Origin of the sequence: Arthrobacter sp. CAU 1506 (assembly GCF_005047635.1) — a bacterium.
Lineage (GTDB): Bacteria > Actinomycetota > Actinomycetes > Actinomycetales > Micrococcaceae > Crystallibacter.
In genome coordinates this window covers 219,931-233,543 of the sequence record NZ_SUKC01000001.1, presented here as the reverse complement: position 1 = coordinate 233,543, position 13,613 = coordinate 219,931, and the positions used below count along the sequence as shown (strand labels likewise).

Genomic DNA, 13,613 nt, shown 5'->3' with positions numbered 1-13,613 from the left:
GTCAGACGGTGCTGCTCCTCCTGTTCGTGATGAAGCCCCAGATCACCAGCACGATCAGGGCTCCAATAATCGCCCAGATCCACGATGCGAGGCTGAAGAAATCGTTCATATTGACACTCGCTACCATGCCGCCGATCCATCCGCCCAGCAGGGCGCCGATGACGCCCACGATCAGGGTGGCGATCCAGCCGCCTCCCTGCCGTCCCGGAAGGATCAGTTTGGCGATGGCGCCGGCAATCAGTCCAAGCAAGAGGAATGCTAGAAAACCCATGACGTGCATCTCCTTGATGTAGGTGATACTTCATTTGTCTCCCGGCCGGGCGGCCGGGTCCTGCTCCTTGTAAGCATCACGGTACAGCATAGGAAGCCTGCTTATAAGTTCCCGCGCCCACTTGGCGCTAAAACGTGACGGAACTACAACGGCTGATACAGTCGGGCCGGAAAAGCGCTGCTAGTCCACGATCGTGGCCAGCACCGCACCGGCGGAAACAGTGTCCCCGGCCTTGGCGGAAAGCCCCGAGATCGTCCCGGCCTTATGGGCCGTGAGCGGCTGTTCCATCTTCATCGCCTCGAGTACGACGACGAGATCGCCTTCCGCAACCGCGTCGCCTTCGGCGACGGCGACTTTCACAATCGTGCCCTGCATGGGCGAGGCCAGGCCGTCGCCACTGGCGGCGGCGCCGGCGGACGCGCCGGACCGCCCGCGGGCGCGCTTGGGCTTGCCATTGGACTTTGCGGCGGCGCCCGTGCCCGAGCCGAGGCCCGCCGGAAGCACGACCTCCAACCGCTTGCCCCCGACCTCGACGGTCACGCGCTGGCGCTCACCGTCCTCGTCGGCCGAGGCTGCCGAAGCGGGCTGGAAAGCCGGAATATCGTTCTGGAACTCGGTTTCGATCCAGCGGGTGTGGACGCTGAACGCCCCATCCTCGGGGGCGAACGCCGGGTCGGCCACCACGGCGCGGTGGAACGGAAGCACGGTCGGCATGCCGCCGATTTCCATCTCGTCCAGCGCCCGCCGCGCCCGTTCCAGGGCCTGGCTGCGAGTGCTGCCGGTGATGATCAGCTTGGCCAGCATGGAGTCGAAGTTTCCGCCAACAACTTCGCCTGCTTCGATGCCCGAGTCCACGCGGACGCCGGGGCCGGTGGGAAGGCGCAGGGTCTCGACCACACCCGGGGCGGGCATGAAGTTGCGCCCGGCATCTTCGCCGTTGATGCGGAATTCGAAGGAGTGGCCGCGCACTTCCGGGTCCTCGTAGCCGAGCTCTTCGCCGCGGGCCAGGCGGAACTGCTCGCGGACCAGGTCAATGCCGGTGACTTCCTCCGAGACCGGGTGCTCAACCTGCAGGCGGGTGTTGACCTCCAGGAAGGAAATGGTGCCGTCCTGGCCGACCAGGAATTCGCAGGTGCCGGCGCCCTGGTACTTGGCTTCGCGCAGGATTGCTTTGGAGGCGGCGTAGAGGCGTTCGTTTTGCGCAGCGGACAGGAAGGGTGCCGGAGCTTCCTCCACGAGTTTCTGGTTGCGTCGCTGGAGCGAGCAGTCGCGGGTGGACACCACCACCACGTTGCCGTGCGCATCGGCGAGGCATTGGGTTTCCACGTGCCGCGGAGCATCCAGGAAGCGCTCCACGAAGCATTCGCCGCGGCCGAACGCCGCCGTGGCTTCGCGGACTGCTGATTCGTACGACTCGGCGATGTCCTGTCGGTCGCGGACCACCTTGATGCCGCGGCCCCCGCCGCCGTAAGCGGCCTTGATGGCCAGCGGCAGGCCGTGGGCGTCGGCGAAATCAAGCACTTCCTGCACGCTCGCCACCGGATCAGGGGTGCCGGGCACCAGGGGAGCGCCGACCCGTTCGGCGATGTGCCGTGCCTGGACCTTGTCGCCCAACTGGGCGATCGCGTCGGGGGAGGGGCCGATCCAGGTCAGGCCGGCGTCGATGACCCGCTGGGCGAACTCGGCGTTTTCGGAGAGGAAGCCGTAGCCGGGGTGGACCGCGTCGGCACCGGCAGCCTGGGCCACCTGCAGCAGCTTGTCCATCACCAGATAGGATTCGGCGGCGGTGTTCCCGCCGAGTGCGAAGGCCTCGTCCGCCAGCCGGACATGCAGGGCATCCCGGTCCGGGTCGGCATAGACAGCGACCGAGGCAATGCCCTCGTCGCGTGCTGCACGGACTATGCGGACGGCAATTTCACCACGGTTGGCGATCAGTACCTTGGTGATGCGCTGGGTCATTCGATGCTCCTTCTATCCTTGAGGAGCCTAGCTTGCTTTTGCGGGAATCGCTCACGAATCATGCCGTTTGTGCGTGTGCCACGGCTGTTCTTTGTAGGAGTCCTACAAAATCGTTGGGAGGGTCATTTCCAAAGGTCGGTGATGGGGACGTTGGCACTGGCCAACAGCCGGCGCAAGGTGGAGACAGACAGCCCGACCACGGCATGCGGGTCGCCGTCGACGCGTTCGATAAAGGCCCCGCCCAGCGAGTCGATGGTGAAAGAGCCGGCAACATGGAGGGGTTCACCGGTGGCCACGTAGGCGTCGATCTCGGCGTCGGAGAGCTGGGCGAAATGCACCGCGGCGGAGGCGACCGCCCCCACGGTGGCGCCCGATCCGGCGTCGTGGTTTTCCGAGTCCTCGGTATCGAAGGCAGTGGGACGGCAGTCCACCAGCCAGTGGCCGGTGTGCAGCACGCCGTGCCGGCCGCTCATCCTGCGCAGGCGTTCGCGGGCGACCTCCGGCTCATGGGGTTTGCCGTACGGCTCGCCGTCGAGTTCAAACACCGAGTCGCAGCCGAGCACCAGGGTGCCCTCGGACTCGGGCAGGGCAGCCACCGCTTCGGCCTTGGCCCGGGCCAGCAGCAGCGCGGTGTCGTGCGGGTCGGTGGTCCCATAGCGGGCCGTGACGGCGTCCTCGTCCACCTCCGAGACCAGGACCTGGTGCGTTATGCCGGCTTCGGACAGCAGCTTGGTGCGGGCGGGGGACGCGGAGGCGAGGATCAAGTGGAGGTCGGTCACCCGGTCTAGCCTAGCCGCTGCCGGAAAAACCAACCTTGCTTAGCGTGTTTTCGCCCTGTGACCTGAGCGTAAAGATTCGCCGCGGTTACCCGCTGGCCCGGTTGCCTGACCGTACGATCTTTCGCGGGAGCCGCTGCTCCCGCCGGAGAGTACGCCCCGCCTGGGGTCGAAGGGACCCGGCACAGGAAAGGGCCGGTGCACCGTTGGGGGATGCATCGGCCCTCCTGTTTGCCCGCAAAAGCCCGCGGATAAGTCAGCTCTCGGACGGAGCCGACTCGTCGCCTAGCAGCGCGCGCCGCAGGGTATCCAGGCCGACTGAGCCAATGTTCAGCGCCTGGCTGTGGAAAGCCTTGATGTCGAATGCCGCGCCCTCCCGGCGCCGCCGCTCGTCGCGGATTTCCTCCCACAGCTTCTGCCCCAGCTTGTAGGACGGGGCCTGGCCCGGCCAGCCGAGGTAGCGGGTGAACTCAAAGTCCAGCTGGCCCTTGCTGATCGCAATGTTCCGGCGCAGGAACTCGTAGCCCTTCTCCGGATTCCAGGTTCCGGATCCCCAGCGTTCGGGGACATCAAGTTCCAAATGGACGCCGATGTCGAACACGACGCGGGCCGCCCGCATCCGTTGCGCGTCGAGCATTCCCATCCGGTCGCCCGGGTCGGCCAGATAGCCCAGTTCTTCCATGAGGCGCTCGGCATACAGTGCCCAGCCTTCGCCGTGGCCGGAGACCCAGCAGATGTTCCGCCGCCAGTTGTTCAATAGCTCGCGGCGGTAGGTCGCCGTGGCAACCTGGAGGTGGTGGCCGGGAACGCCCTCATGGTAGACCGTGGTGGTTTCTTTCCAGGTGGTGAAGCTGTCCTCGCCTTCCGGCACTGACCACCACATGCGGCCGGGGCGGGCGAAGTCGTCGCTGGGCCCGGTGTAGTAGATGCCGCCTTCATGGGTCGGCGCGATCATGCACTCCAGCCGGCGCATCGGCTCGTAGATCTCAAAGTGTCCGGACAGCTCGTCCACGGCCTTGTCGGACAGGTCCTGCATCCACGCCTGCAGTTCATCGGTGCCGTGGAGCTGCCGCTCCGGGTCGGCATCCAGCAGTTCCATCGCTTCCTCGATGCTGGCGTCGGGCTTGATCTGCTCGGCGACTGCTTCCTGCTCCGCGATGATCCTGTCCAGCTCCGCCACGCCCCAGGCATACGTCTCTTCCAGGTCCACCGCGGACCCCAGGAACCGGCGCGACATCAGCGCGTAGCGTTCGCGGCCGACGGCGTCCTTCTCCGGGGCAGCCGGCAACACTTCGGTCTCCAGCACCTCAGCCAGCTGGCTGTAGGCAGCGGCCGCGGCTTCGGCGGCCGCAGCCAGCCTCTCGCGCAGGTCCTCGGATAGCTCGCCCTCTTCGACCGCAGCCTGCCCGGCCAGCGTCCGGAAGAAACCGTCCTCGGCCGCATAGGCTGTGGTCTGCTCCATGACAATGCGCACCTGCCGCTTGGCAGCGACCAGCCCGCGGTCCCTGGCCTCGCGGAGGGAGGACACATAGCCGGCGATCGCGTCGGGGACGTTGGCCATCCGGCCGGCGATATTGTTCCAGTCCTCGACGGTCCGGGTGGGCATCAGGTCGAAAATGGCGCGGATGTCCTGGGACGGCGAGGCGATGTTGTTCAGGTCCGCCAGATTCCAGCCGGTTTCGTGGATCTCCAGATCGAGTCCCAGCCGCTCTTGCATGGCGTGCAGCGTGACCCGGTCCACGTCGTCGGTGGGTTCCAGATCCTCCAACCGCCGCAGGGCTTCCCGGGTGGCTTCGGCGAAGGCTTCCGCTCCTGCCGGGGAGAAGTCCGGGTATTCGGTTTCGTGTCCGGGGATGCCGAGGGAGGTCGCCAGCGACGGGTCCAGTTCCAGCAGGGTTGCCGTGTAGGCGTCCGCTACGGCGTCGATGGCGGACGGAATGCGCCCGGTTTCCGGGGTCTTGGTCAGTTCAGATGTCTGCTCAGTCACACCGAGAGCCTACCGGCAACCAGTTGCCTTGGGCCACGTAACGCTGCCGCGGCGGCCATCCGCGCCCGGAATCTCGCTCTGCCGGCAGTTGTCACCGGATCGTAGCCAGCGGCATCTGGCCCCTGACCCCGCCAGCGCCTAGGTTGGGGTCAACAGTCAGGAGAACAGGGTGCGACGAAGGACGACGGCGGCGCTTGCCGCCTTGGGATTGGCGCCGGCGGTCATGCTCGGCGGCTGCGCGGCGCCTCCCGAGCTGATGAGGGCGGAAGGCGTGGCCAGGGCCGACGCGGCGGCCGCAGAGTTTCCGGCCGAGATCGACGCACTCCGGCGTTCGGCCTTCACGCTGGGGGCGGCCATGCTCGCTGCCGCGCCGGAGCAGAACCAGGTCACCGGGCCGGTGAGTTTGCTCTACGCGTTGGCGATGCTCCGCGCCGGCGCCGGCGGCACCACTGCGGAGGAGATGGACAGGGTCCTGGGCCTGCCGGAGCAGAACCTGGACGCCGCCTTGAACTCCCTGCTGGCCCAGTGGGAAGAATTCGACGGCGACCCCGGCTCGGTCGATGAGGAAGAGCCGCCCGGCAGGCCGCTGATGCATCTGGCGAACGGGGTCTTCGTGGATGCGCAGACGCCAACCGGCGACAATTACCTGCGCCTGCTGGCGAAGTATTACGGTTCCGGCGTCTACCCGGTGGACTATTCCGCTCCCTCCACCAAAGCAGCGATGGACGCCTGGGTGGACCAGCACACCGGCGGCCGGATCACCGAGGCGCCGGGCAGCTACGACCCCGGCAACACGCTGACCCTGCTCAATGCGGTGTATTTCGCGGCCGCCTGGGAACAGCCCTTTGACCCGTCGGCCACGGAGGACGCAGCTTTCACCACTGCGTCCGGGGAAGAGGTTTCCGTGCCGATGATGGGAAACCTGGTGCAGGCTTGGTACGCGCGTGGGAAGGGTTGGCAGGGCCTGGACCTGCCCTACGGCGACGGCTTCGTCATGCGGCTCGTCCTGCCCGACGGCGGCAGCCCCGTGCTGGATCAGGCCGGGCTGGCGGAGGTGGCGACAGTGATGGATAACGCGGGGGAGGCCCTGGTCGTTCTGGAGCTGCCCCGCTGGAACCACACGCACCGGCAGGATCTGCTGCCGACCCTGCACGGCCTGGGACTAGACGAGACCTTTGGGCCGGATCCGGATCTGGAGGCGATCCAGCAGTATGCCTCGGTGACCGGCGCCGCTCAGCAGGCCAACATCACGGTCGGGGAAAAAGGAACCATCGCCGCGGCGGTGACCCAATTCGATGTGATGTCGGGATCGTTGCCGCCGCAGCCTGATATCGAGCTTTCGTTCGACCGGCCCTTCCTCTACCAGATCATCCACCTGCCCACGGGTTTCCCGCTCTTCCTCGGCACGGTGATGGATCCGCGCTGAGCAACCGATCAAGCGGGCACACCGCCGTCGGAATGATCTAGCGGAAGGTGTGCCGCCAGGCTCCCGGGCCGTGCGAGACGAAAGGCCGCAACAGCGGCCGCCGGGGACGCCCGGCGCGGCGCGACGGTGTGCCGGGCTGCCCCGAGGACTGGAGGGCGGCAACGACGGCGGTCAGGGCCGCGAGTTCCTCGGGAGTCGGGTTGCCCTTGGCCACCGTCAGCAGCGGAGGCATCCGCTCGGCATCGTTGCCGGACTGAAATCCGGCGGCGTCGGTTGCGGGCGCTGCGGTTCCTGGCTGATTACTCATAGCGGAATGTTCCCGTGCTTCTTGTGCGGCATGGTGGCCCGTTTGTCGCGCAGCGCGCGCAGGCCGCGGACCACCTGGAGACGCGTTTCCGACGGGGCGATCACGGCGTCGACGTATCCGAGTTCGGCAGCCTGGTAGGGGTTGAGCAACTCTTCCTCGTACTGCGCGATGATCTCCTGCCGGCGGGCCTCGACGTCGCCGCCATCCGCGGCCACGGCGGCAAGGTCACGGCGGTAAAGGATGTTGACGGCGCCTTGGGCCCCCATGACTCCGATTTGCGCCGTGGGCCAAGCCAGGTTGAGGTCGGCACCGAGCTTCTTGGAGCCCATCACGATGTAGGCCCCGCCATAGGCCTTGCGGGTGATGACGGTCAGCTTCGGCACGGTGGCTTCTGCGTACGCGTAGAGCAGCTTGGCGCCACGCCGGATGATGCCGTTGAACTCCTGGTCCTTGCCGGGCAGGAAGCCGGGCACATCCACCAGGGTGAGGATCGGGACGTTGAACGCGTCGCAGTGACGCACGAACCGGGCAGCTTTTTCCGAGGCATTGATGTCCAGCGTGCCGGCGAACTGCATGGGCTGGTTGGCCACGATCCCAACCGTGTGTCCTTCGACGCGGCCGTAGCCGATGATGACGTTCGGCGCATACAGGGACTGCATCTCCAGGAAGTTGCCGTCGTCGACGACGTGCTCGATCACGGTCCGCATATCGTACGGCTGGTTGGCCGAGTCCGGAATCAGCTCATCCAGGGTCAGGTCGTCATCGGTGATCTCGAGTTCTTCGTCGAAGTCGAGTGGCGGGGCCTCCGCCAGGTTGTTCGAGGGCAGGAACTCCAGCAGTTCGCGGACGAATTCGATGGCGTCGGATTCATCGGCGGCCAGATAGGTGGCGGTGCCGGTGGTGGCATTGTGCTGCCGTGCCCCGCCCAGCGTCTCCATGTCCACCTCTTCGCCGGTGACGGTCTTGATCACGTCAGGTCCGGTGATGAACATGTGGCTGGTCTTGTCCACCATCACCACAAAATCGGTCAGGGCGGGGGAGTAGGCGGCGCCGCCGGCGCACGGACCCATGATCAGCGAAATCTGCGGCACGACGCCGGAGGCGGCAACGTTGTTGCGGAAGATGTCCGCGAACATCGCCAGCGAGGCCACGCCTTCCTGGATGCGGGCGCCGCCGCCGTCGTTGATGCCGATCACCGGGCAGCCGTTGCGTAGGGCGAATTCCTGCACCTTGACGATTTTCTCGCCGTTGACTTGGGAGAGCGAGCCGCCGTAGACGGAGAAGTCCTGGCTGTACAGTCCCACCAGGCGACCATCGACGGTGCCGTAACCGGAGACGACGCCGTCGCCGAGCGGCTTCTTTTTCTCCATCCCGAACGCAGTAGACCGGTGCGTTGCCAAGGCATCGAACTCGACGAAGGAGCCCTCGTCTACCAGCATTTCGATGCGTTCCCGGGCGGTGTTCTTGCCACGAGCATGTTGCTTCTCGATCGCCTCGGCGCCGGAGGGCTGCAGGGACTCTGCCTGGCGGCGGCGGAAGTCCGCAATCTTGCCTGCAGTGGTCTGCAAGTCAAGGTCTTGATCGAGGCTCATGAAATCTCCGGATTCTGCCGAGGGTGTCGGACGCTGGCGGCCTGCAGGCTGTTAAGTAGGTTTCGTACAAAACAGCGGAGCACAGGCGCGTCGCTGAACCAAGTCTAGTGAGCAGTAGCGGGACGCCTGCTGTAGGAACCCTACAATTTCGCCGCTACTGCTTTTGGCCACCACCTGTGCTCAGCCGTGGCTGGCGGAAGACCGGAGGGATCGCGGCCCGCCGCACGGCTCTTCAGCAGCCTGCGGTCAGTAGGATGGAACACATGAGCCAGAGTTTTCCCGACGTCGACCGCCCGGCCCTGGACTTCGACGGTCTCAGCGACGCGCTCTGTGCACCCTTGGGCCCGTACCGGAAGCTTGAACTGGTGGAATCCACCGGCTCCACCAACACCGATCTGGCTGCTTGGGCAGTGGCGGACAAAGTGGGCTGGTCGGACCTCAGCATCCTGGCCGCCGAGGAGCAGACGGCGGGCCGCGGCCGACTGGAACGCCAATGGACCGCGCCGGCGCGCTCATCCGTGATCGTGAGCATCCTGCTGCGACCCTTCAACCGAGCCGGCAACCCGGTGCCTACGCAGAGCTACGCCTGGTTCTCGCTGCTGGCGGCCGCGGCCCTGGCAGAGGCGCTGGGCGAGTACGCGCAGCTCAAGGCAGAGGTCAAATGGCCGAACGACGTGCTGGTCTCCGGGCGAAAGATCGCCGGAATCTTGGCCCAAGTCGTCAACTACCCGGACGGGTCGCCGCCCGCCGTCGTTCTCGGCACTGGCCTGAACGTGACGCTCTCCCGGGACGAGCTTCCCGTTCCCACCGCCACCAGCGTGGCCATTGAAAAAGGGCGGACTACGGACCGCAACATTCTGCTGATGTCCTATGTGCGCGTCTTCGCGAAGCGGTACCGGCAATTCTGTGATGTCAATGGCGACCCGGCGGCTGGATGGAATGACGGATCGAGTCTGCTCTCGCGGATGCGCGATGTGATGGTCACGCTGGGGCAGCAGGTGCGGGCCGAGCTTCCGGACGGAAAACAGATCATCGGCGAGGCCTTTGGCCTGGATGCCTACGGTGCCGTCAAGATTCGGGATGCTGAAGGCACCGAACACGTCGTGGCGGCCGGCGACGTCGTGCACCTCCGGCCGCACGAGGGCTCCTAAGTTGACCCGGACCCCCAGCCGGATCCGGGAGCCGCATTGCGGTTGAAACTGGATCCGGGGGAACGCGTGATTGTCATGACGCGGCCTCAGGCCCGGAAACTGACGTGGCCGGTAGTGGCCGCACTGCTGGTGCTTGGCGGCGGCTCCTATCTGCTGGCGAACCTGAGCAGCTCCAACCCGCCGGACTGGATTATCGAGTGGCGGCCACTGCTGCTCTCCGGACTGGCCGTGGTGGTGGTGGCGCTGCTCTCACGCCTGTTCCTCTTGCCGCTGATGCGCTGGATGAGTACCCGGTACGTGCTGACCAGCAAGCGGCTGATCGTCCGCCGGGGCATGGGGCGGCGGCATGAGCGCCAGCTGCTGCTGGTGACCATCGCCGAGCTGCACAGTGAGCAGTCGATCATCCAGCGGACGCTGCGCAGCGGCAACCTCACGATCGACCTCGGGCACGGGCGGACCAGCCGGATCGTTGACGTTCCCGAGGTCTTCCGGTTCAGAGCTTTGGTGGTGGAGGCGATTGAGCAGCTGCCGCGGACCGCCATGTTTGATGGTGTAGACATGGAAACAGAAACCGAGTGGAACAGCTGGGACAGCTGACAGAGGAGGATGCACAGTATGGACACGAGCAGCGCGCAGGATGAACCGCGCCGGCCACCGGTGCCGCGTGATCCCGAGCTGCCCCAACTGCTGCGCCGCGAAGTACCGCCGCCGGCCGCGGACGAGCCGGACGAAGAGCTGGAAGAGACCCGGCCCGAGGACCCGGAACCCATCCTAGAAGCAGAGCCGGTACCTGAAGACGTGCGGGCCACCGGTGGGCACCCGGCTGGCGAGCCTGAGCCCCTTACGCTGTCCATGCCCCGCGTGCCGTTGCCCGCCCAGACCGCTCCGGCCGGCGACTCCAACGGGAAGGTGGACCGGCAAGCGATCAAGGACCTTGAAGTCCGCCTGCTCGGCTCGGAACGGACCATGAAACGCCGCGAAGTGGCCGCCGGCGCCGGTGTGTCTCTGTTGTCGGCCAGGAAGATCTGGCGCGCCCTCGGCTTCGCCAACCTCGGCGATGAGGATCTGGCCTTCACTCAGGCCGACCTGGACGCGCTGACCACCATCATTGACCTGGTCCGCGAGGAGCGCCTGACCGAGGAGGCGGCGATTTCGATCACTCGGTCTGTCGGCCAGATGACCGACCGCATGGTGGTATGGCAGGTGGAGGCCCTGGTTGAAGAGATGGTGCACCAGCGGGGCCTCACCGATGCGCAGGCCCGCCAGCGGCTGGTGCATGAACTGCCGAACCTGATCGACTCCCTGGAAAAGGTCCTGGTCTACTCCTATCGCCGGCAGCTCAATGCCGGGGTAGCCCGCCTGACCGTGCGGGCCGAAGCCGGCCTGGGAGCAGGAACCGGTGCGGACGAGGACGACTCGCTGCCCTTGTTGCGGGCCGTGGGCTTCGCAGACCTGGTGTCCTACACCAGCCTGTCCCGTCAGATGAACGAGAAGACGCTGGCTCAACTGGTCCAGCGCTTTGAAAACCGGTGCGCCGAGATCATTTCGGTGGGCGGCGGCCGGCTGGTGAAGACGATCGGCGATGAAGTGCTCTACATTGCATCGTCACCGCAGGCCGGAGCTGAAATCTCGCTGGCACTGGCTAAGGCGATCGGCGACGATGATTTGCTGCCGTCCGCGCGGGTGGCCATGGTGTGGGGCAGGGTCCTGTCCCGCCTCGGCGATATTTACGGTCCCACGGTCAACCTGGCCGCGCGGTTAACCACACTCGCCGAACCCGGAACCGTGCTGGTCGACGCCACCACTGCGTCGACACTCGCCGGCGACGAGCGGTTTGTGCTGATCCCGCAGAAAGTCCGCACCGTTCGCGGCTTCGGCGAGGTCAACCCGGTCACCCTTGCCCACGGCACCGGCAAGGGCCTGGTCGTCGACTAGCTTTGGCTCGCGGACCGCTCGCGCCGCCTGATGCGCTCGCTGTCAAGCCGTGCCCTGCGCCGGCGGACCAGAACTTTCTTCGCCTTTCTGGTTGCTAGCTCGGCATGGGGTGCTGCTGCTGAAGTTGGCCCGCTCGGCGGCGTGCTGGGCAGCTGCGGTGCGGTGGAGGTGTAGAAGTGGGTGTGGCCGGGCAGCGGCGGTGCGGTGCTGGTGTAGGTGTGGCCGGTCGGGGCGGTCGTTTTCACCTTGTGCCGTGGGCCGTCGATGGGTGTGGCGGTCCAGCCGTCGGCTGCTTTGGCGTGTTTGCAGCGTTCACACAGTCCTTGCCCGTTGGCGAGGGTGGTGGGCCCGCCCTCGGCCCAGGCGATGATGTGGTCGATGTGCCGGATCGGTGCGTCGCACCAGGGACTGCTGCAGACCGCGTCCCGGGCCATCACCATCCGCCGGATCCCGTCCGGGAACTTCCGGGCCTTCGAATCCATGCCCAGCAACTGCCCGGTCCCCGGCGCGGTATAGAGCCGCCGGATCCACACGTCCTCCACCCCGCCGATCTTCAGGTTCCGCAACCGCTCCCGCCGGGCCGTCTCGCGGGCGGCCTGCCAACCCGGCTCGGTCCCCGCCGGCGGAGCCTTCCGCCCGAAGCCGTCACCCGGCGGGCCGGCCAACCGTTCGCGCGGCGGGCCTTGGCCTGCCCGGGTTCCGCCGGGCGGGCTTTGGCCTGCCTGGCCGCCTCTTGGATCGGCATTGGCACTCTCGGGCGGGTTCTGGGGCAGGCGGATCAGGTCGCGGGCGTATTGGGCCGGGACGATGCCGTAGCCGGTCAGCCAGGCAGGTTCGCGCTCGCCCTGCAGCAGGGCCCGGTCGGTCATCACCAGCTGCACTTCCAGCCGGGCCGGGTCGGCGGTGCTGCGGCCGGTGACGCGTTCAAACACGGTATCGGCCATCACCTGCCCCCGCGACCGGGGATCCCCGGCGTTCGCCAGCCGGTCGGCTTCCCGTTTCAGGGCGGCCATCACCGCAACGCCTTGCGCGACCGGCAGCAGGGTGCGGACCGAGACCATCACATCGGGTTCGGGCCGGGAGGAGACATGCCGGTCCGCTTCGGCTTTCGCGGCCCGTTTCACCACTGCGTGCGGGTCCAGCCGGTACGCGGCGCGTTTGGCTTCGGCCTCGAGCTGCCGGTTCCCGAGCCCGTGCAGGCGTTCCGGGTTCCCGGCCAGTTCCGCATCCACCAGCGCGCGGTGTTCCGGGGTCAGGCAGTCGGTTTCATTGACCAGGATCGCCGCCCGCCGCTCGTTCAGGACCCCGGCCTCGAGCGCTTTGAGCGTGTGCGGCATCTCAGTGACCAGAACCCGGGCCCGGCCCAGCAGCAAAGCGCCGCAGTTCGGGGACTCCCGGCGCGCCAAACCGACCTGCTTGGCGATCCCTTCACCCCGCCGGGCAGCGGGCACGCCCTTGGCGGCCCGCTCGGCCAGCATCTGCTGCTCCAAGGCGACGATGAGCTGGGCCTGCTCTGCGGCGATCGCGTCCTTCGCGTTCTCCCGCGCGGTGATCTGGTCCACCAACTCCGCCGCAGACGCCTCCAGATCCACCGGGGGCAACCACACCGCGGACCCGTTGCCCGCGGGCAGGCCGCCCGCAGACACCCCACCGTCAACATTCCGGGCCGGGTCAGGCTGGACGGAGGCCGGCGCCGCGCCAGGCGGTTCAGGTACTGGCGGATCAAACATCTTGAGCGTCTCAATCTTCAGCGCGCCTCAAGGACACGGCATCGAATACGAACGGTCGCGGAACAATGCCCGCAGACGCCATCAGGAAACCCCCACCCCAATGACCAACGATAGGGACTGAACTTCTACTGGAATCAGCCTATGGGCTGCTTCGGACAGTATCGGGAGTCTTTTTATGGTTGTGGCCAACTATCGCTCTGCAAAGGTTGTGTAGGACGGGAGGCCGGTGCGACTTGGGACGCGCGGAAGAGCGCTGCGGCTGGGGAAGCTGAGGAAGAAAGGGAGGCCGGTGAAGGGGATGAGCGCACAGAGAGCGCGAGTGACGCACAGTCGGCGGCAGCTCTGTCTACCGCCCGAAACTGCTGCAAATGAGCAGGAAAATATCAGGGGAACCACAGCGGAAGGTCAGGCAGCGCTCAAGCGGAACGCACCGCCGTCGTGCCCAAACAGGGGAGTTCTCCCCATCTGTCGGGTTTACG

11 protein-coding genes are annotated in these 13,613 nt (G+C 66.6%); 4 read left to right on the top strand and 7 right to left on the bottom strand.

The window, feature by feature from the left end:
• Position 1: 1 nt before the first annotated feature.
• From E4J89_RS01055 to E4J89_RS01040, 4 genes are all read right to left on the bottom strand, one after another.
• Positions 2–271, bottom strand: coding sequence for a GlsB/YeaQ/YmgE family stress response membrane protein (locus tag E4J89_RS01055; RefSeq protein WP_136784238.1), 270 nt, complete (start codon positions 269–271; stop codon positions 2–4).
• Between the two features lie 180 nt (positions 272–451).
• A complete protein-coding gene (locus tag E4J89_RS01050; protein ID WP_136784237.1) occupies positions 452–2,230 on the bottom strand; it encodes a biotin carboxylase N-terminal domain-containing protein in 1,779 nt (592 codons plus the stop codon).
• 122 nt (positions 2,231–2,352) lie between these two features.
• Positions 2,353–3,009, bottom strand: coding sequence for a Maf family nucleotide pyrophosphatase (locus tag E4J89_RS01045; RefSeq protein ID WP_240691613.1), 657 nt, complete (start codon positions 3,007–3,009; stop codon positions 2,353–2,355).
• 253 nt (positions 3,010–3,262) lie between these two features.
• Entirely contained in the window at positions 3,263–4,993 is a 1,731-nt protein-coding gene (locus tag E4J89_RS01040) for a DUF885 domain-containing protein (protein ID WP_205754360.1), read from the bottom strand.
• A 169-nt stretch (positions 4,994–5,162) separates the two neighbouring features.
• On the opposite strand from E4J89_RS01040, the gene E4J89_RS01035 reads away from it, so the two are divergent.
• The gene (locus E4J89_RS01035; RefSeq protein WP_240691612.1) at positions 5,163–6,419 is read left to right on the top strand and encodes a serpin family protein; all 1,257 of its coding nucleotides are present in this window, start codon (positions 5,163–5,165) and stop codon (positions 6,417–6,419) included.
• Positions 6,420–6,456: 37 nt separating this feature from the next.
• On the opposite strand, the gene E4J89_RS01030 is transcribed toward E4J89_RS01035, so the two are convergent.
• Complete coding sequence (locus E4J89_RS01030) at positions 6,457–6,726, bottom strand: acyl-CoA carboxylase epsilon subunit (protein WP_136784236.1); 270 nt, start codon at positions 6,724–6,726, stop codon at positions 6,457–6,459.
• A complete protein-coding gene (locus E4J89_RS01025; RefSeq protein ID WP_136784235.1) occupies positions 6,723–8,318 on the bottom strand; it encodes an acyl-CoA carboxylase subunit beta in 1,596 nt (531 codons plus the stop codon). The genes E4J89_RS01030 and E4J89_RS01025 overlap by 4 nt, the downstream gene beginning before the upstream one ends.
• A gap of 263 nt (positions 8,319–8,581) precedes the next feature.
• On the opposite strand from E4J89_RS01025, the gene E4J89_RS01020 reads away from it, so the two are divergent.
• From E4J89_RS01020 to E4J89_RS01010, 3 genes are all read left to right on the top strand, one after another.
• A complete protein-coding gene (locus tag E4J89_RS01020; protein ID WP_136784234.1) occupies positions 8,582–9,469 on the top strand; it encodes a biotin--[acetyl-CoA-carboxylase] ligase in 888 nt (295 codons plus the stop codon).
• A gap of 36 nt (positions 9,470–9,505) precedes the next feature.
• Positions 9,506–10,066 carry a PH domain-containing protein gene (locus E4J89_RS01015; protein ID WP_136784233.1) on the top strand — a complete coding sequence of 187 codons (561 nt, stop codon included), beginning with the start codon at positions 9,506–9,508 and terminating at the stop codon, positions 10,064–10,066.
• A gap of 255 nt (positions 10,067–10,321) precedes the next feature.
• The gene (locus E4J89_RS01010; protein WP_136784544.1) at positions 10,322–11,404 is read left to right on the top strand and encodes an adenylate/guanylate cyclase domain-containing protein; all 1,083 of its coding nucleotides are present in this window, start codon (positions 10,322–10,324) and stop codon (positions 11,402–11,404) included.
• On the opposite strand, the gene E4J89_RS01005 is transcribed toward E4J89_RS01010, so the two are convergent.
• The gene (locus E4J89_RS01005; protein ID WP_240691611.1) at positions 11,401–13,050 is read right to left on the bottom strand and encodes an HNH endonuclease signature motif containing protein; all 1,650 of its coding nucleotides are present in this window, start codon (positions 13,048–13,050) and stop codon (positions 11,401–11,403) included. The two genes, E4J89_RS01010 and E4J89_RS01005, sit on opposite strands and share 4 nt — an antisense overlap.
• Positions 13,051–13,613: the final 563 nt, after the last annotated feature.